Here is a 16,999-nt window from a genome sequence, read left to right as displayed (position 1 = left end):
AATGGATGAGATCCTGGATTATTCCGGTGATCTTACCGGAGAAATAGGAGGCCTTAAGCAGTCACTGGGTGAGAGTGAAAGCCGTTTTACAATTATACGCATGGATGGAAGCATTGTGGCCGATACTGGGAATGTACCGGCCACTTCCCTGGATAATCATCTGGACAGGGAAGAAGTGAAAGAAGCTCTTTCTGAGGGGACCGGCACGGCCAGACGCTATTCCGAGACCCTTAAGGAAAATATGCTTTACGTGGCAATCTGCTCCTCACGGGCGGATTATATTCTTCGTATGGCAATTCCATATTCCGGCATGAAAGAATATCTGATGCTGTTATTGCCTTCCATCTGGCTCAGTTTTCTGATGGCCATTATGTATTCTGCATTTTCGGCGGACAGCTTCTCAAAATCCATTACAAGACCGTTAAAGGAAATTTCCCAGGAAATGTTAAAAGTAAACGGGGATTATACAGACCTTTCCTTTGAAACTTACCAGTATCCGGAGATTAATATTATAGCGGAAACAACCAGGTCAATGTCTAAAAATATAAAGGAATATTTAAACCAGATTGAACTGGAAAAGCAGATCCGCCAGGAATTTTTCAGCAATGCTTCCCATGAACTGAAAACTCCCATTACATCGGTTCAAGGGTATGCTGAGCTTTTAGAAAGCGGGATCATTCAGGATGAAGAACAAAAGATAGATTTTATAAGGCGAATCAAAAAGGAAGCAGTCAATATGAATCACCTTATCAATGACATCCTGATGATTTCCCGGCTTGAGGCAAAGGAAGCAGAGGTTTTAAAAAGTGATGTGCGTCTGTCCATTCTTTTAGATGATATCGTCGAATCCTTAAAACCGCTGGTTGCATCTCATGAAGTTATCATCCATGTAGACTGCAAGCCCCTTTGCATTTATGCCAATGGACAGCAGATGAAGGAGCTTTTCGGAAATCTTATAAGCAACGCGGTCAAATACAACAAGCCCGGCGGCCAGGTATGGGTCACAGTGACAGAAGAGGACCACAATGTGATAATCCGTGTTAAGGATAATGGGATGGGTATCCCAAAAGAATCTTTAAACCGTATTTTTGAGCGGTTTTACCGTGTGGACAAGGGGCGGAGCAAAAAACAGGGCGGGACCGGCCTGGGACTTTCTATCGTGAAGCACATTGTAAATTTCTATCATGGTACCATTACCGTACGCTCAGAGCTTGATGTGGGAACGGAATTTGTTGTAAAGATTCCAATTCTGGAAAAAATGTGTTAATATTGATTCAGCAAATGATAGGAGGTGTACAGATATGGGAAGTTTTGTTTTAACCTGCTGTTCTACAGTAGATATGAAGAAGGAATTTTTTTGAACAGCGCCAAATTCCCTATGTGTGTTTTCACTATACAATGGATGGCGTCACCTATCCGGATGACTTAGGACAGAGTATTCCCTTTCCTGAGTTTTATGGCCGGATCGCCAAAGGTGCGGCCCCTGTGACTTCCCAGGTAAATGTGGAAGAATATTGTGATTTTTTTGAACCGTTTTTAAAGGAAGGCAAGGATATTCTGCACCTCACCCTTTCCTCCGGGATTTCAGGAACCTACAATTCTGCCTGCGTAGCCAGGGAAGAAATGAGCTCTAAGTATCCGGAAAGAAAGATCGTTATTGTGGATTCCCTTGGGGCTTCTGCCGGCTATGGACTTCTGACCGATGCAGTGGCAGACTTAAGGGACAAGGGTGTTTCCCTGGAAGAAGCAAGTGAATGGGTGGAGAATAACAAGCTATTTGTGCATCACTGGTTCTTCTCCACGGATTTAACCAGTTTTAAACGGGGAGGCAGGATTTCAGCCACATCCGCAATGCTTGGCACTGTGCTTAACATCTGCCTCTTATGAGTGTTGACGACAAGGGGCATCTGGTTCCCAGGCAGAAGATCCGTACCAAGAAGAAAGCAATCCATGAAATTGTGAACACAATGGAAGCCCATGCAGACGGGGGAAGGGATTACAGCGGGAAATGCTTTATCTCTTATTCCGCCTGTGAAAGCGATGCCAGGGAAGTGGCGGCCCTGGTGGAGGAGCGTTTCCCCAGGCTTTCTGAAAAGGTGCTGTTAAACAGCATTGGGGCTGTCATCGGTTCCCATACCGGGCCTGGTACTGTGGCATTATTTTTCTGGGGAGACAAAAGAATGGATTAGTTTTTCTCCCGGAGAGTATTTTCCTGATAATGAGGATGCTCTCCGGGATTTTCTTTTACATAAATACCAAAGTGTGATAAGATAAAGGCTGAATGCAGGAAAAAGGAGAGCTCTTATGAAAGTTAAAAATTCAGCACATGTGGCAGCGTTGTACGGAATGCTGATTGCACTGGCCTTTGTGCTCAGTTTTGTAGAAACTGATTCCCATTTCTCTTGGAATACCGGGGGTAAAGCTGGGACTTGCCAATCTGGTCACGATTATGGGGCTCTATACGGTAGGGACAGGCGGAACGGTTTTCATTTCACTTTTGAGGATCGTTCTTACCGGATTTACCTTTGGAAACTTATTTGCCATGCTTTACAGCCTGGGAGGCTGGAGCTTAAGCCTTCTTATAATGGTTCTTTGCAAGAGAAAAAAACTGGATGGGTACAACAGGAATCAGTATTCTGGGAGGTGTGGGTCATAACATCGGGCAGGTTTGCGTGGCAGCTCTTGTGGTCAAGCAGGCCGGAGTGTTCTTTTATCTTCCCATGCTTCTGGTAGCAGGCACGGCCGCAGGACTTATCATAGGGATCCTGGGCGGCATGATCATAAGCAGGATCAGTAATTTTATTAAAAAAAATGCAATAAAAACAAAATATAGTATATTGTTTTGCTCCTTTTAGAACGGTATAATTGGAGAGGTATATAAGGAGAAAAGAAACCAGGAGGGACACCACAATGATTTATGAGGCAATTAAGAAGCTGGTACAATATGGGCTTAACACAGGGTTGATCGAGGAAACGGACCGTTTTTATGCCCTTAACCAGATCCTTGATGTAATGATGATGGACGAATATGAGGAGCAGCCAGGACAATGGGACCATATTGATCTGGAAGCTGTTTTAAAGGAATTGCTGGATTATGCCTGCCAGGCCGGAATAATAGAAGAAGACAGTGTTACATACCGGGATTTATTTGATACAAAGCTGATGAATTGTCTGATGCCAAGGCCGGGTGAAGTAGAAAAAAACGTTCTGGGATCTGTATCAGAGCCAGTCACCTCAGGCTGCAACCGGATATTATTATAAACTGAGCCAGGATTCCGATTATATCAGGCGTTATCGGATCAAAAAGGATATGCGGTGGGTGACTCCTACCCAATACGGTGATCTGGATATTACGGTGAATTTATCAAAGCCTGAGAAGGATCCAAAGGCCATTGCCGCTGCAAAGCTTGTGAAACAAAGCGGTTATCCCAAATGCCAGCTTTGCATGGAAAATGAGGGTTATGCGGGAAGGACAAACCATCCGGCCAGAAATAACCACAGGATCATCCGTCTTAAGATCAACAACAGTGAGTGGGGCTTTCAGTATTCTCCCTATGTTTATTATAACGAACACTGTATCGTTTTCAACGGACAGCATATTCCCATGAAAATAGAGAGAGACACCTTTGTAAAACTGTTTGATTTTGTAAAGCTGTTCCCACACTATTTTCTTGGTTCCAATGCGGATCTGCCCATTGTAGGAGGCTCTATTCTTTCCCACGACCATTTTCAGGGAGGAAATTATGATTTTGCCATGGCTAAGGCTCCCATGGAGAGCTGTTTCCAGATGGAAGGCTTTGAAGGAGTGGAAGCCGGAATCGTGAAATGGCCCATGTCCGTACTGCGAACCAGAAGCAAAAATCCAGAGGACTTAATTGCCCTTGGGACCAAGGTTCTGGATGCCTGGAGAGCTTATACGGATGAGGAAGCTTTATCTTTGCGGAAACGGAGGGAGAGCCTCATAACACCATCACCCCAATTGCCAGAATGCGGGATGGAGTATACGAGCTTGATCTGGTCTTAAGAAACAATATCACCACAGAAGAATTCCCTCTTGGCGTTTACCACCCTCATCAGGAGCTTCATCACATCAAGAAAGAGAATATCGGCTTAATTGAGGTCATGGGATTGGCGGTCCTGCCTTCCAGACTGAAGGAAGAACTGAACCTGCTGGCTAAGTGCATTGTGGAAGGGAAAGATATAAGAGATGATGAAACCATTGAGAAGCACGCGGACTGGGCGGAGGCTTTTCTTCAAAAATACGAAAAAGTAACAAAGGAAAACGTAGAGGATATTTTAAAAAAAAGGAGGTTGGCCTGGTATTTGAGCGGGTGCTGGAGGACGCAGGCGTTTACAAATGTGATGAACAGGGCCGAAACGGGTTTAAACGGTTCCTTGCCAGTGTGGGATTTAACCCTTGTTCACAATAGAAAGGCTGTGAGAAGGTCAGATGGATTGGTGTTTGTAATTACCTCCCCTTTGAGGTATAGTCGAGTTGGAGTGAAAGGAAATATTGTATTCACTCAATAAAAACGTACAAACCGGCTAAAAGGAGCCGGAGGGGAGCAGATAAACAGTCATGAAGCAGATAGAAAACAAAACACTGAGAACGCTTACAGAGTATGGACTGATCACGTTCAGCATCTGGATTATGGTGGTGGGAATCTATTTTTTTCAAATTCCCCAATAATTTTGCATTCGGAGGTGTCACAGGGTTTGCAACAGTTTTCAGTGCATTAACCCATTGGTCGGCCAGTGAGTTTACAAACATTGTGAACACCGTATTACTGGTGCTTGGCTTTCTCTTCCTGGGACGGAGCTTTGGGATTAAAACGGTTTACGCCACCATCCTGATGTCCGTATTTCTATATTTTTTGGAACGGCTGTATCCTATTACAAAACCTCTTACTAATGAACCGCTTTTGGAACTGATTTTTGCCATTCTTTTGCCAAGCGTAGGCACTGCCATCCTTTTTAACACGGGAGCTTCCAGCGGAGGAACGGACATTATTGCCATGATACTGAAACGGTACACCAGTCTTAATATAGGTACCGTGCTTTTGCTGGTGGATCTGGCGGGAGTCATCCTGGCCTACTTTGTATTCGGACCGGAGACCGGGCTGTTCTCTTCTCTTGGTCTATTGGCTAAATCCCTCATCATCGGTGATGTCATTGAGAATATCAACTTATGCAAATGCTTCAGCATCATCTGCGATGACCCAGCGCCCATTTGCGATTATATCATACACGGACTTAACAGGAGCGCCACGGTTTACGAGGCACAGGCGCTTTCAGCCATCATAAAAAGACAATTATCCTGACAACCATGAAGCGTTCCCAGGCACTTAAGCTTAAAAAATATATACGTACTGTGGAACCATCAGCATTTATACTGATATCCAATTCCAGTGAAATTATAGGAAATGGATTTCTAGCAAATTAATAAAGACCGGAGAATACAAATTCTCCGGTCTTTTTGGCGAACAGAGCAGCAAATACAGCTTCTGTTATCGTCATTTTTTTACAAAAATGCGCTTTAACGCTTTAAAAACACATAAAATTAAAGTAATAAAATTGACGGCTTGTCTTTTTTGTAGTATGATACGAATTAAGTTCCAAAAAGGACGAAATTTTGGAAGGAAGAGGAGAGAAGATTATGAAAAAATCAGCAAAAGTTTTATCACTGGTTCTTGCCGGTGTCATGATGATGTCCTTATCAGCATGCGGCAGCAAGGCATCGGATACGGCAGCCTCTGCGGCGGAAAAGACAGGCGAAGCGGCAGAATCCATGGCAGAAAAGACAGCAGATGGAAAGCAGTTTAAAATCGGAGTTCTCCAGCTTGTACAGCATGCGGCTTTAGATGCGACCAATAAGGGTTTTATAAAGGCACTTGATGAAGCAGGTCTTAACTACACGGTTGACCAGCAGAACGCCTCCGGCGATCAGCCTACGTGCCAGACCATTGCCAGTAAGCTGGTCAATGACAAAGATGATTTGATCCTTGCCATCGCAACACCGGCAGCTCAGGCTGTGGCTGGAGCTACAAGCGATATTCCGATTCTGATGACAGCGGTCACTGATCCGGCAGCCTCCGATTTGGTTGAAAGCAACGATAATCCAGGCGGAAACGTAAGCGGAACCTCTGATTTAACTCCTGTGAAAGAGCAGATATCCCTGTTAAAAAAAGATTCTCCCTGATGCAAAAACCGTTGGAATCCTTTTCTGTTCCGCAGAATCCAACTCTGAGATCCAGGCCAAGATGGCAAAAGAAGCAATTGAGGCAGAAGGCATGACAGCAGTGGAGTACACCGTGTCCAACTCCAACGAGATCCAGACGGTGGTTACCTCCATGGTAGGCAAGATCGATGCCCTTTATGTTCCCACCGATAATACCATTGCCGCAGGTATGGCAACTGTCAGCATGGTAGCCAATGAAAACGGTATTCCGGTGATTTGCGGGGAAGAAGGCATGGTAAAGGCTGGCGGTCTTGCTACATACGGCATTGATTATTATGAACTGGGTTACTTAACCGGTCAGCAGGCAGTGAAGATCTTAAAAGAGGGTGCGGATATCTCCAAGATGCCCATTGAATACCTTCCTTTAGATAAGTGCAAGCTTACTGTCAACGAAGAGACAGCAAAGATTCTTGGGATTGATGTTTCCGGCCTTAAATAAACAGAATTATACAGAAATGAACGGCAGGCATGGCCCATTTGACTGGCCGCCTGCCATCCATAGATGCTTTACATAAAGGATGGGGATTTCATTTTTTATGTAAGGCATTTATGCCTATGAACGCCCTTTGGGCATACCTTTACACCCGGTAAAGCGGGGTGGGCTCTGCCCCAAATACATGGGCAGGAAATATGAAACGAGAAAATACGCGGAGGAATGATTGATGAGTGGTTTGCTGGTATCCCTTCAGGATGCAGTTGTTCAGGGGGTTTTATGGGGATTATGGTTTTAGGGGTTTACATTACCTACAAACTGTTGGATATTGCCGATTTGACGGTAGATGGCAGCTTTGCCATGGGCGGCTGTGTATGCGCTGTTATGATACTGAATTTTCATGCAGATCCCTGGGTTGCCTTAGGGGTTGCGGTGGTGGCCGGGATGGCAGCCGGAGCAGTGACCGGAATGCTGCATACGATCTTTGAGATACCGGCAATTCTGGCAGGAATCCTGACGCAGATCGGGCTTTGGTCCATTAATCTCCGGATTATGGGTGGAAAGAGTAATGTGCCGCTTTTAAAGACAGATACGATTATGTCTAAATTCATAGCTGTAACCGGATTAAGCAAGCAGGCTGCCACCATGATCATCGGAATCGGGCTGGCAATCCTTATGATTTCCCTTCTTTACTGGTTCTTTGGGACGGAAATCGGCAGCGCCATGCGCGCTACGGGCAATAATCAGGCAATGATCCGAGCCCAGGGCGTCAATACGAACTGGACAAAGCTTCTGGCACTTACCATCAGCAACGGGCTTGTGGGACTTTCCGGAGTTGGTCTGTCAAAGCCAGAAATATGCGGATATCGGTATGGGGACCGGTGCCATTGTCATCGGCCTTGCCGCTATTGTCATTGGTGATGTACTGATGGGAAAGCTGCGCTCCTTTGCAAGCAAGCTTACCTCTGCAGTAGTTGGTTCTGTCATATATTTTGTGATCCGTGCCGTGGTTTTGAGAATGGGCATGAATGCCAACGATATGAAGCTGCTGTCGGCTGTGATCGTTGCAGTGGCGCTTTGCGTACCGGTTATGGCGAATAAATGGCGCATCAGAAAATCTTATACAGAAGGAGGAGAATAACTGTGCTGGATATTAAAAATGTCAGAAAAACGTTTAATATAAACACCATCAATGAAAAAAAGGCATTGAATGGCATTGACCTCCATCTGAGCGAAGGTGATTTTGTCACTGTGATCGGCGGGAACGGAGCGGGAAAGTCCACGATGTTGAATATGATAGCAGGAGTGTATCCGATTGATTCCGGAAAGATCCAGATTGATGGGATCAATATTTCCAGGGATCCGGAGTACAAAAGAGCCAAGTATATCGGCAGGGTATTCCAGGATCCTATGCTGGGAACTGCCGCCGGAATGGAAATACAGGAAAATATGGCGCTGGCTTATCGGCGGGGCCAGGGAAGAAGCCTTGCCTGGGGAATCAAAACCAGTGAAAAAGCCTTTTATCATGAGGCGCTTAAAAAAAACTGGGACTTGGACTTCAGGACCGTATGACCAATAAGGTCGGTCTTCTTTCCGGAGGTCAGAGACAGGCACTTACCCTGCTGATGGCGACTCTGAAAAAAACCAAAACTCCTTCTCCTTGATGAGCATACCGCTGCACTTGACCCCAAAACTGCCAAAAAGGTTCTGGAAATCACTCAGGAGATTGTGAGAGAACAAAATCTCACTACGCTTATGATCACTCATAACATGAAGGATGCGATCCAGATTGGCAACCGGCTTGTCATGATGCATGAAGGCCGCATCATTTATGATGTATCAGGGGAAGAAAAAAAGAAACTGGAAGTAGAGGATCTTCTTAAGAAATTCGAAGAGGCAAGCGGTGAGGAATTTTCAAACGACAGAATGATTCTGGCGAAATAACCGTTGAACATATGGGACAGGGAACCTTTGTAAGGGTTTCCTGTCCTTTGCTATTTGCTTTCGTGACAGGAAGCTTATTTTTTTCAAATTTACATCACCTGAATGTAACTTATTTAATATTTGTAACATAATCTTAATAATTTTTTGTTGGACCTATATCGCAAAGTATGACATTTTATGCTATACTTAGACAGATATGCTCATAGTCTGAATCGGCTTTCCAATAGAATACAGAAAGATGGAGAGAAAGTACAGGATGGAAAACAACAACGAGAAAAAAGATTATATAATCCGTTTGGATAAGGCCAGAAAAAAACGTAGTAAGAATGATTATAAGAAACTTTTGGTACTGGGAGGCGCGTCGGTTCTTTGTGTGGCAGCCATTTCAGCGTTGGGAATCGCGGTAAAGAATCACATCTTTGCAAAACCGGCAGGGCTTGCTACCGCATCTGAGGCTTATGCAATAAAAATGGAGGAATCAGCAGGCTTGAACGCAGAAGCTGAGTCCAAGGCCCAGGCAGCAAAGGAAAAAGAAGAAAAAGAAAAGGTAGTAAATTCATACAATAATTTAGGAATCATCCAGGTATCAGGATATTTAAATGTGAGAAAAGCACCGGGTACTGAGGAGGATGTAATCGGAAAGCTCCAGGGAGACAGTGCCTGTGATATCCTGGAAAAGACAGATTCCGGCTGGTACAAAATATCTTCCGGCGGAATTGAAGGATATATAAATTCCGAATTTGTTTTAACAGGGGAAGATGCAAAAAAGAAAGCAATGGATCTGGTAAAGCTGAGAGCTGTTGTTCAGACCGACAGCATGAACATCAGGAAAGAACCATCCACCAGTTCGGATGTGGTAGGACAGGCCCTTTTAAATGAGCGGTATGAGGTATTAGGACAGACAGATGGCTGGGTACAGGTTCCTTCCGGGTATTTATCAGCGGATTATGTAGAACTGGAATATGGACTGAATGAGGCGAGAAAACTGGATTTAAAGGCTATGATATTCAACCTCTATAAGAATATCGGTATTTCCGACGTGGATAATTATTTGAACGTAAGAGAAGAACCTAATGAAAAAGGCAAGGTCATTGCAAAGATGCCAAGCAAAGCCGCGGGAAATATTTTAGAGAAAACAGATGACGGCTGGTATAAGATCCAGTCCGGTAAGATTACGGGTTATGTGAAGTCCGATTATATCCTGACAGGACAGGCGGCAAAGGATGAGGCCCTGCAGGTGGCAGAGCTTATGGCCATCGTCGACACGGATATGCTAAACGCCAGGTCCGAACCTTCTACTGACTCAAAGATATGGACCCAGATATCCAACAACGAACGGTATCCTGTTTTAAAGCAGATTGACGGCTGGATACAGATCGAGCTGGAGGAAAACAGCAGCGCCTATGTATCCACAGATTTCGTTGATGTCCGGTATGCTCTTCCTGAGGCAATCAAATTCTCTCCTCTGGAGGAAAAAGCCAATGCACAGGCATCATTAAGGACCCAGATCGTCAATTATGCCCTGCAGTTTTTGGGAAATCCATATGTCTGGGGCGGAACCAGCCTGACCAAAGGGGCTGACTGTTCCGGATTTACCATGTCTGTTTATGCTCATTTTGGCATTGGACTGCCTCATTATTCCGGTTCTCAGGCTGGTATGGGCAAGGCAGTGAAATCCGGGAGATGAAGCCTGGAGATCTGATCTATTATGCAGACAGCAGAGGAACCATTAATCATGTTGCCATGTATATCGGCAACGGGCAGATCGTACATGCAGCCAGCAGGCGGAGCGGCATTAAAATTTCTACATGGAATTACCGGACACCGGTAAAGATACGTAATATGATCGGTGATTGACTTAAGGCTCCCGGATTGAAATTTAATTGATGTTTTGATTAAATTAATCCGGGAGTTTTTTTACTTTTTCTCTTGTTTACAAATTCTGGAAAAAGGATTATAATAAGTACAACCGTTATATTTCTGAAAATATAACGGAAAGGTGGGATCCGGTATGAAAACAGGTGCGGTCATTTTTGCGGCGGGGCATAAAAGTGCCACCAGTACATTTAAACCATTGATGCCTATTGGCGGTACAACCGTTATTAGGCGGATAATCATGACGTTAAAGAGGTCCGGTGTAGATCCGATCGTGGTCATAACCGGAAAAGATGCAAAGGAATTGGAAAAACACATTTCCAAGCTAAGAGTGATCTGTCTCAGAAATGAGAATTATGAAAATACCCAGATGTTTGACAGCATTTGTACAGGCCTCAATTACATTGAGGATCTGTGCGGCCGGGTTCTTATTCTTCCGGCAAAATTCCCCATGCTTCTGCCGGAAACCATTAAAAAAGTTATGAACAGCAGCCAGCTGGCCGCTTGTCCGGTCTTTGACGGCCGCAGAGGCCATCCGATTATGATCAGCAAGGAGCTGATCCTCTCCATCCTGTCATACAATGGAAGACAAGGGCTGCGGGGAGCTTTTAAGCAGATGGAAGCAGATGTCTTAATTGAAGAAATCCCAGTTGATGATAAAGGAATCATAGAGTCCATGGAAACGGATGAGGTCTATGGAGAAAACCGTGATACGGGACAGGCATCCATGCACCCCACTGCGAATCTGTTTCTGGAATGTGACGAGATTTTCTTTGGGCCGGGGATTGCCCAGTTTTTGATGCTGATTGAGCATAACGGTTCCATGCAGACGGCTTGCAGGCAAATGAACATGTCCTACAGCAAAGGTTGGAAAATTATAAAAGAGGCAGAAAAGCAGCTTGGATATCCTCTTTTGATCACCCGATCAGGCGGAGCAGAGGGAGGATTTTCCCAGCTCACACCTAAAACAAAGGATTTTCTGAACCGGTTCTTAAGCATGGAAAAAGAATTAAATGAAAAAACAGAGGAACTGTTTATGAAATATTTTGAGGGGGTATTGAAATGAGAAAACTGTTTAAAACGGTTCTGGAAACACTGGAAAAAGACGAAGATGGAGTTTTAGTAACCATTATTGCAAGTTCTGGATCAACTCCCAGAGGCGCAGGGTCCCATATGCTGGTAAAACGGGACGGGACCACGGAAGGAACCATCGGAGGCGGAGCGGTGGAATACCGGTCCATCCAAAGGTCACAAAAAGCGATTGAGGAAAAGTCATCCTATCTGCACAGCTTTGTACTGGGGAAGGAGCAGGTAGCTGATCTGGGAATGATCTGCGGTGGTGATGTGGTGGTTTACTTCCAGTATCTGGATCATGAAAATCAGGAATTTAAGGACTTATGCAGGAAGATAGAAGAAGCCTATGACAAAGATGAAGACAGCTGGCTTATTATGGATATTACCAACGAAACCACATGGGGGCTTGGCATCTACAGCAAATCAGCGGGATTTACAGGAATAAAGGGAATTGACGAAGAGGATAGAAAACTTCTCCTTCAACATAAAGCGGTTCAAAAAGACTTCGGTGAGCGTAAGTATTACAGCGAGCCTCTGGTCCGGGCCGGGGGCGTCTATATTTTCGGAGGCGGACATGTGGCACAGGAATTGGTCCCTGTTCTGGCACATATAGGGTTCCGGTGTACCGTTTTTGATGACCGGCCGGAATTTGCCAATGAAAAGCTGTTTCCCCAGGCAGAGAAGACCATTGTAGGGGATTATGAAAGGATTTTTGACTACCTTGAATTAAGGGAATGTGATTATGTCTGTGTCATGACCAGGGGACACCAGTCGGATTACATTGTTCAAAGACAGGTCCTTACGAAAAATGCCTGCTATATCGGTGTGATTGGCAGCCGCAGGAAGCTGGAAACTTTAGCCGAAAAGCTTATGGCAGACGGCGTTACCAGAGAACAAATCGACAACTGTCACAGCCCCATCGGCCTGGAAATCTACGCGGAAACACCTGCTGAAATCGCCATCAGTGTGGCCGGAGAACTGATTGCTGTCAGAGCCCTGCGGGAAGGGCGAAAAAAATAATGGGGAAATTTCTGTTTTTAAAAGGTGATTCCGGAGAAGGAAAGACAACCCTGCTTTTTGAATGCTTAAAGCCCTGGCATCGGATGATTGGAGGGTTTTATACCCAACGTTTGTTAAGTGAAGATGGAATGACCATGGGATTTCGCATGGTCCCGGCAGAGGAAGAATGGATTCCTGCGGCTGCTTATAAAAAAAGGAATGACCAATGTTTTTATTGAGCGGACTGAAAATGGATTTCAAAAAAAATCTTATTTTTTTTGAAACCCATGGGATAGAAATTCTGCGTTCGTTCGTTCAAAACAGGCTTTGTCTTCTGGATGAAATAGGCGGAGTAGAGCTATTTGCACCGGAATTTATGGAGGAGGTTCTTCGCTGTATCGATAGTCAGGTACCCTGCATCGGAGTTTTGAAAAGCCAGAAAAATCTGGAGCCATGAGAACCAGAGTTCCCACAGAGCCAGATCCGGACAAGCTTCTTCGGGATTTGGAAGAAAAGCTTGAAAAACGGTCAGATGGACGAATTCTTACATTTGATCGCGAAAAAAAAGAACACATTCGGACGGAAATTATGGAATTTTTGAGAGAATGTACGGAAAAGGAAGGAAAGGAAACACATGTAGAGAGGGACTGGATTTATAAAAGACGTTTTGGAATCATAGTGCTCTTATTTATTGTCTGTTTTTTGGGTTCCTTTTTGCTTGGACGGTACCCGGTATACCCGGACACGCTTTTAAAGATCCTTCTTTCAGCAATTTTTCCGATAAAGACCACCTGGACTGCCCAGGCAGAGACTGTTGTTTTTCAGGTCCGTCTTCCAAGAGTTTTTATGGCAGCATTGATCGGAGGAGGATTGTCCTGTGCAGGCGCCGCTTATCAGGGATTTTAAAACCCCATGGTATCACCGGACGTTCTGGGTGCATCCTCTGGCGCAGGATTAGGTGCTGCCCTGGGATTATTTTTTTCATTGGGGTATAACGGAGTAACAATCAACGCCTTTCTTTTTGGACTTTGTGCTGTAGGGATTGTCTGTCTGGTCAGCAGCCGGGTAAAGTATAATCCCGTACTGGGACTGGTTCTGTCCGGCATGATGGTAAGCTCCCTTGCTTCTGCAGCGGTTTCTTTTTTTAAAACTGGTGGCGGATCCGACCAATACCCTTCCTGTCATTACCTATTGGCTTATGGGAAGCCTGGCATCTATCCGGCAGAAGGACGTTATGTTTGCTGCACCATGGATCCTGATGGGGATCCTTCCGATTTATCTTCTCCGGTGGCGGATCAATGTTTTAAGCTTGGTGAAGATGAAGCGAAGAGCATGGGGATCAATGCCGGGAAGCTCCGTTTTATCATTGTAGTCAGCGCAACTTTAATTACCTCAGCAGCAGTTTCGGTCAGCGGGCATATCGGCTGGGTGGGACTGGTAATCCCCCATTTTGCCAGAATGCTGGTAGGGAGCGATTACCGCAGGCTATTGCCGGCCTCTCTGCTTATGGGGGGCAGCTTTCTGTTGATCGTGGATAATTTTGCAAGGCTTTTGGCTACCAGTGAGATCCCCATCGGCATTTTGACTGCATTTGTTGGTGCTCCGTTCTTTTTATATCTTATTTTGCGGGAAGGAAACCGGTTATAGAGGAGGGGAGATATGGAGCTGACAGTAAAAGACCTGGAATTCGGCTATCATTGTTTTCCAGTGTTAAAGGGGATCAATTTTTCATTCAGCAAGGGAGAACTGGTCTGTGTTCTTGGAAAAAACGGCGCAGGAAAGAGTACGCTTTTTCGCTGCATATTAGGTCTGCTAAAGGGATATAAGGGAGAAATTCTGATCGATGGAAGAGAACGCCGGCACTTTTCAGAACGGGAATTGGCCGGAAAGATCGCCTATATACCCCAGAACCACGATACTGCATTCTCTTTTTCGGTTCTGGATATGGTATTGATGGGAACAACTGCCTCCCTGCCCCGTTTTGCCGGTCCGGGACAAAAAGAAAAGGACAGGGCATTGAATGCTCTGAAGCTTTTAAGGATCGACGGTCTTAAGGACCGTATATTTGGGCAGATCAGCGGCGGAGAACAGCAGCTTGTGCTGATTGCAAGGGCCATCGCCCAGGAGGCGAAAATACTGGTTATGGATGAACCCTGTTCCAGCTTAGATTACGGCAACCAGATCCGGGTCATGGAAGAACTGCGGAACTTGTCAGAGAAGGGATATCTGATTATTCAATCCACACACAACCCGGAGCATGTCTTTTATTTTGCCCATAAGGCACTGGTGATGATGGATGGAAAGATAACGGCTTTTGGTGAGCCGGAGAAAATCTTGACAAAAGAACTTTTGGAGGGCGTATACCAGGTGCCCATTGAGATCTATGAAGATTTAAAAAGCGGAAAAAAAGTGTGTATGCCTGGGGGAAGGTGATGAATATGTGGGAACTGTATGACCGTCTGATAGAACCAATACCAGATGACGTAAAGATAGAAGATTATTTTGTAGGAATCCAGTGGACTTCCGTGACTGTCTGCGGATATACTGGCGGGGCAGCGACAAATCAGCTTCAGACCATTCAAAGAACTGAAAAAAACATTCTGGACATGACATGGAAGGAAGCTGCTGGGCTGATAAAATCATGGAATTTTACAGAGGCCAGCATAGGTGCAGCAGCGGTAAACGCTTATTATAACCAGCCAGGCCAAATCAGCCGGCTGGAAAGGGAAGGCGCAATCAGGCAGTTGTCTAAGGAAGACGCTTTTATGGCCTATGGCGAGGATATCAAAGGAAAAAAGGTAGCCACCATCGGACATTTCTGTTTTGCGGAGGAATATTTGAAAGAAGCAGAGTCCTGCGTGATTCTGGAACGCGATCCAATGGCTGGGGATTATCCGGACAGTGCCTGTGAATATGTGCTTTCAGATAGAGACTATGTTTTTATCACTGGATTTACCCTGGTTAATAAAACCCTTCCAAGACTTTTAGAGTTGTCGCGGAATGCTAAAGTTATATTAGTGGGGCCCAGTGTGGCTCTTGCACCTGTCCTTTTTGATTTTGGTGTGTGGGAGCTGGCAGGTACTCTTATTACAGATAAAAAACTTACAGAGGAATTTGTGAAAAAAGGAGAGCACAAGGCGGTAATCCGTTCCGGTTTGCCGGTAAGGCTTTCCCCAAAATAAATAAAAGCCGCAATAGCGGCGGAATAGGGAGATTATATGAAAAAAATGAGAAAAGGGCTGGTACTGGCTGCATTCCTTGCTGTTGCGGTACTGGCAAATGGGTGCCAGAAAGAAAGCGGCAAGGAGATTCCTGCCAGCCAAGCGGAGTCAACTGCGCCTGTAAGTGCAGAAACTCAGGCAGAAACAGAAAAAGCGGGCGAAGCAGGGGCACAGTCAGACACCAGGGTGTTCACGGATTCAGCAGGAAGAGAAGTTACACTGCCAAAGGAAATTAACAAGATTGCTCCTTCCGGGCCTTTGGCACAGATTGTGCTTTACACCATCTGTCCAGATAAGCTGTCAGGACTTGCTTCTGATTTTTCTGAGGGTGCAAAGCAGTATATTGATGAAAAATATTGGGGACTTCCTAAATTCGGCCAGTTTTATGGGAAGAATGCAAACCTTAATATGGAGGCTCTCATTGCGGAAAGCCCGGATGTGATCATTGATATCGGAGAAGCAAAGAAAACTGTAAAAGAGGATATGGATGCCCTTCAGGAACAGCTAAACATGCCAGTCATCTTTATCGAGGCAGATCTGGATACCATGAGTTCTGCTTATGAAAAGCTGGGAGAGCTTACCGGAGAAACTGATCAGGCGAAGAAACTGTCTGAATATTGCGATAACATACTGAAAAAGTCTGAGACAGCAAGGGACAGTTGGCAGAAAAGAAATCGGTTTATTATGCTACTGGAGATGATGGTCTTCACACCAATGCAGAGGGTTCCATTCATGCCCGGGTCATCGAACAGATCGGAGCAGAAAATGCAGCCAAGGTTGAAAAGGTATCAAGCGGCGGCGGAAGTGAAGTATCCTTTGAACAGCTTCTTCTGTGGCAGCCGGATATTATCATTGCAGATTCTGAGGCCCTGTACCAGACCATAACAACGGATAAGGTTTGGGGAGAATTAAATGCAGTGAAAGAAGGGAAGGTTTATCAGATACCTTCCGTTCCATATAGCTTTATGAGCAGTCCGCCTTCTGTCAACCGGATGATCGGGATTCTGTGGTTGGGGAATCTTGTATATCCGGAACAGTACAACGTTGATATAAAACAGGAAGTGAAGGATTTCTACGAACTGTTTTATCATGTAACTCTTGATGATGCACAGGTGGAAGAAATCCTGAAATAAAAAAATATATCCCCCGGATTGGATCTGGCTTTTATGCCAGTTCCATGTCCGGGGGATTATTATTGTCAGGCGGATATTCGCA

General features: G+C 45.1%; 20 protein-coding genes and 6 pseudogenes. 25 read left to right on the top strand and 1 reads right to left on the bottom strand.

From position 1 onward, the window contains the following. The first annotated feature begins 1 nt into the window (after position 1). From JCM10519_RS01890 to JCM10519_RS25335, 18 genes and pseudogenes are all read left to right on the top strand, one after another. A complete protein-coding gene (locus JCM10519_RS01890) occupies positions 2 to 1,267 on the top strand; it encodes an ATP-binding protein (protein WP_347842813.1) in 1,266 nt (421 codons plus the stop codon). A gap of 131 nt (positions 1,268 to 1,398) precedes the next feature. Beyond that, positions 1,399 to 2,189: pseudogene (locus tag JCM10519_RS01885) on the top strand (DegV family protein). A gap of 197 nt (positions 2,190 to 2,386) precedes the next feature. Further along, positions 2,387 to 2,656, top strand: coding sequence for a Gx transporter family protein (locus tag JCM10519_RS25365; RefSeq protein WP_347842934.1), 270 nt, complete (start codon positions 2,387 to 2,389; stop codon positions 2,654 to 2,656). Beyond that, positions 2,613 to 2,855: a Gx transporter family protein gene (locus JCM10519_RS25360; RefSeq protein WP_347842812.1), complete on the top strand. Its 243-nt coding sequence runs from the start codon at positions 2,613 to 2,615 to the stop codon at positions 2,853 to 2,855. The genes JCM10519_RS25365 and JCM10519_RS25360 overlap by 44 nt, the downstream gene beginning before the upstream one ends. 55 nt (positions 2,856 to 2,910) lie before the next feature. Then, positions 2,911 to 4,430 (top strand): annotated as a pseudogene (gene galT / locus JCM10519_RS01875) (UDP-glucose--hexose-1-phosphate uridylyltransferase). A 237-nt stretch (positions 4,431 to 4,667) separates the two neighbouring features. Beyond that, positions 4,668 to 5,321 (top strand): YitT family protein, encoded by a 654-nt coding sequence (locus tag JCM10519_RS01870; protein ID WP_347842933.1) that lies wholly within the window; start codon positions 4,668 to 4,670, stop codon positions 5,319 to 5,321. A 5-nt stretch (positions 5,322 to 5,326) separates the two neighbouring features. Further along, the gene (locus JCM10519_RS25355; RefSeq protein WP_347842811.1) at positions 5,327 to 5,443 is read left to right on the top strand and encodes a DUF2179 domain-containing protein; all 117 of its coding nucleotides are present in this window, start codon (positions 5,327 to 5,329) and stop codon (positions 5,441 to 5,443) included. Between the two features lie 213 nt (positions 5,444 to 5,656). Then, the gene (locus JCM10519_RS25350; protein WP_347842810.1) at positions 5,657 to 6,199 is read left to right on the top strand and encodes an ABC transporter substrate binding protein; all 543 of its coding nucleotides are present in this window, start codon (positions 5,657 to 5,659) and stop codon (positions 6,197 to 6,199) included. Continuing rightward, on the top strand, positions 6,189 to 6,677 hold the full coding sequence (locus JCM10519_RS25345) for an ABC transporter substrate-binding protein (protein ID WP_347842932.1): 489 nt from the start codon (positions 6,189 to 6,191) through the stop codon (positions 6,675 to 6,677). The genes JCM10519_RS25350 and JCM10519_RS25345 overlap by 11 nt, the downstream gene beginning before the upstream one ends. A gap of 223 nt (positions 6,678 to 6,900) precedes the next feature. Continuing rightward, positions 6,901 to 7,812 (top strand): annotated as a pseudogene (locus JCM10519_RS01860) (ABC transporter permease). 2 nt (positions 7,813 to 7,814) lie between these two features. Beyond that, a pseudogene (locus JCM10519_RS01855) lies at positions 7,815 to 8,615 on the top strand (ATP-binding cassette domain-containing protein). A gap of 256 nt (positions 8,616 to 8,871) precedes the next feature. After that, the gene (locus JCM10519_RS01850) at positions 8,872 to 10,302 is read left to right on the top strand and encodes an SH3 domain-containing protein (protein ID WP_347842809.1); all 1,431 of its coding nucleotides are present in this window, start codon (positions 8,872 to 8,874) and stop codon (positions 10,300 to 10,302) included. After that, the gene (locus JCM10519_RS25340; protein WP_347842808.1) at positions 10,299 to 10,472 is read left to right on the top strand and encodes an NlpC/P60 family protein; all 174 of its coding nucleotides are present in this window, start codon (positions 10,299 to 10,301) and stop codon (positions 10,470 to 10,472) included. The genes JCM10519_RS01850 and JCM10519_RS25340 overlap by 4 nt, the downstream gene beginning before the upstream one ends. A gap of 154 nt (positions 10,473 to 10,626) precedes the next feature. Beyond that, the gene (locus JCM10519_RS01845; protein ID WP_054737776.1) at positions 10,627 to 11,556 is read left to right on the top strand and encodes an NTP transferase domain-containing protein; all 930 of its coding nucleotides are present in this window, start codon (positions 10,627 to 10,629) and stop codon (positions 11,554 to 11,556) included. After that, positions 11,553 to 12,584, top strand: coding sequence for an XdhC family protein (locus JCM10519_RS01840; protein ID WP_054737775.1), 1,032 nt, complete (start codon positions 11,553 to 11,555; stop codon positions 12,582 to 12,584). Before JCM10519_RS01845 ends, JCM10519_RS01840 begins: the two co-directional genes overlap by 4 nt. Then, positions 12,584 to 12,802, top strand: coding sequence for a nucleoside-triphosphatase (locus JCM10519_RS01835; protein WP_054737774.1), 219 nt, complete (start codon positions 12,584 to 12,586; stop codon positions 12,800 to 12,802). The genes JCM10519_RS01840 and JCM10519_RS01835 overlap by 1 nt, the downstream gene beginning before the upstream one ends. A gap of 11 nt (positions 12,803 to 12,813) precedes the next feature. Next, a complete protein-coding gene (locus JCM10519_RS01830) occupies positions 12,814 to 13,020 on the top strand; it encodes a nucleoside-triphosphatase (protein WP_347842807.1) in 207 nt (68 codons plus the stop codon). Continuing rightward, positions 13,017 to 13,469, top strand: a complete 453-nt coding sequence (locus JCM10519_RS25335; protein WP_347842806.1) for an iron chelate uptake ABC transporter family permease subunit — start codon at positions 13,017 to 13,019, stop codon at positions 13,467 to 13,469. Before JCM10519_RS01830 ends, JCM10519_RS25335 begins: the two co-directional genes overlap by 4 nt. On the opposite strand, the gene JCM10519_RS25330 is transcribed toward JCM10519_RS25335, so the two are convergent. Then, positions 13,466 to 13,669 (bottom strand): hypothetical protein, encoded by a 204-nt coding sequence (locus JCM10519_RS25330; protein WP_347842805.1) that lies wholly within the window; start codon positions 13,667 to 13,669, stop codon positions 13,466 to 13,468. The genes JCM10519_RS25335 and JCM10519_RS25330 overlap by 4 nt on opposite strands. Positions 13,670 to 13,761: 92 nt before the next feature. Here JCM10519_RS25330 and JCM10519_RS25325 point away from each other — a divergent pair, with 92 nt between their 5' ends. The 7 genes and pseudogenes from JCM10519_RS25325 to JCM10519_RS25305 all read left to right on the top strand — a co-directional run bounded on the left by JCM10519_RS25325 (position 13,762) and on the right by JCM10519_RS25305 (position 16,917). Next, entirely contained in the window at positions 13,762 to 13,935 is a 174-nt protein-coding gene (locus JCM10519_RS25325) for a hypothetical protein (RefSeq protein ID WP_347842931.1), read from the top strand. After that, entirely contained in the window at positions 13,896 to 14,210 is a 315-nt protein-coding gene (locus JCM10519_RS25320; protein WP_347842804.1) for an iron chelate uptake ABC transporter family permease subunit, read from the top strand. The genes JCM10519_RS25325 and JCM10519_RS25320 overlap by 40 nt, the downstream gene beginning before the upstream one ends. Before the next feature lie 12 nt (positions 14,211 to 14,222). Further along, positions 14,223 to 14,996: an ATP-binding cassette domain-containing protein gene (locus tag JCM10519_RS01820; protein ID WP_054737772.1), complete on the top strand. Its 774-nt coding sequence runs from the start codon at positions 14,223 to 14,225 to the stop codon at positions 14,994 to 14,996. Beyond that, entirely contained in the window at positions 14,996 to 15,745 is a 750-nt protein-coding gene (locus tag JCM10519_RS01815; protein WP_054737771.1) for a DUF364 domain-containing protein, read from the top strand. Before JCM10519_RS01820 ends, JCM10519_RS01815 begins: the two co-directional genes overlap by 1 nt. A 36-nt stretch (positions 15,746 to 15,781) precedes the next feature. Then, positions 15,782 to 16,414, top strand: a pseudogene (locus JCM10519_RS25315) (ABC transporter substrate-binding protein); the annotation flags it as partial. A gap of 29 nt (positions 16,415 to 16,443) precedes the next feature. Continuing rightward, positions 16,444 to 16,674, top strand: a pseudogene (locus JCM10519_RS25310) (ABC transporter substrate-binding protein); the annotation flags it as partial. 27 nt (positions 16,675 to 16,701) lie between these two features. Continuing rightward, positions 16,702 to 16,917, top strand: coding sequence for a hypothetical protein (locus tag JCM10519_RS25305; RefSeq protein WP_347842943.1), 216 nt, complete (start codon positions 16,702 to 16,704; stop codon positions 16,915 to 16,917). Positions 16,918 to 16,999: the final 82 nt, after the last annotated feature.

Source organism: Clostridium sp. NkU-1, from assembly GCA_001312405.1.
The sequence above is the reverse complement of the archived record's forward strand: the minus strand, read 5'-3'. Positions and strand labels throughout refer to the sequence as shown.